General features: G+C 63.7%; 1 protein-coding gene. It reads left to right on the forward strand.

Going from position 1 to position 1,161, the window contains the following annotated elements:
* Positions 1-83 precede the first annotated feature (83 nt).
* A protein-coding gene (locus tag GR303_RS24225) for an IS630 family transposase (protein WP_161727022.1) occupies positions 84-1,141 on the forward strand; the annotation gives its coding sequence in 2 pieces (ribosomal slippage) (positions 84-576 and positions 576-1,141; 1,059 coding nt in all).
* Positions 1,142-1,161 lie beyond the last annotated feature (20 nt).

Consider the following 1,161-nt stretch of genomic DNA (forward strand, 5'->3'; position numbering starts at 1 on the left):
ATACCCCGTCTTAGAGAGAGCGACTCGTCGCAGCCTCAAAGTGCCTGAGATGTGATTCAACATGGCAAGCGAGGAGGTTTGCCATGTCCATTCCCGTCGCCCTCCGGCCTGATTACGATGCCGTTCGCCTGCGCCAGCTTGCCCGCCGGAGCAAGGATGCCCCGCAGACCCGCCGCTTGCTGGCCCTGGCGGTGATCTACGAGGGCGGTTCCCGCAGCCAGGCGGCCGCGATCGGCGGGGTCGGCTTGCAGACTGTGCGTGATTGGGTTCTGCGCTTCAATGCCCATGGGCCCGATGGGCTCCTGGATGGCAAGGCGCCCGGGCAGCCTTCGATCCTGAGCGATGAGCATCGTCAGCGTCTGAGTGAAATGATCGAGACAGGCCCGATCCCGGCGGTGCACGGGGTGGTGCGTTGGCGCCTGGCCGACCTGATGCAGTGGCTCTGGGACGAGTACCGGATCCGGATCTCGAAGCAGACGCTCAGCCGTGAGCTGCGGGGCCTGAACTTCCGCAAGCTGTCGGCCCGCCCGCGCCATCATGAGAAGAGCGAAGCGGCCGTGGCTGCTTTTAAAAAGACTTCCCCACGCGTCTGGAGGAAATCGCGACCCACGAGGCTGGTGGCAAGCCGCTAGAGATCTGGTTTGCCGACGAGGCGCGGATCGGCCAGAAGAACAAGATCACCCGGCGCTGGGCCAGACGCGGCACGCGTCCCTCAGCGCCACGCGATCTGCGGACTGCGTCGGCTTACATCTTTGGCGCGATCTGCCCAGCCCAGGGCAAAGGAGCAGGACTGGTGCTCCCCCGTTGCACGACAGAGGCCATGGCGCTGCATCTGGCCGAGATCTCGCAAGCTGTGGCACCTGGGGCTCACGCCGTGCTGCTGCTCGATCAGGCGGGCTGGCATGTCTCGCGCAAGCTGAAGGTGCCACCCAACATCACCCTGGTGCCGTTGCCGGCAAAGGCGCCCGAGCTGAACCCGGTGGAGAACATCTGGCAGTACATGAGGGAGAACTGGATCTCCAACCGCATCTTCACGTCCTACACGGACATTCTCGACCACTGTTGCGCGGCTTGGAACAAGCTCGTAGACCAACCCTGGACCATCATGTCCATCGGCTTGCGCGACTGGGCCCACAAATGATGATCAACGGGACTTGGTAT

This window comes from Microvirga arsenatis, assembly GCF_009910705.1.
GTDB lineage: Bacteria > Pseudomonadota > Alphaproteobacteria > Rhizobiales > Beijerinckiaceae > Microvirga > Microvirga arsenatis.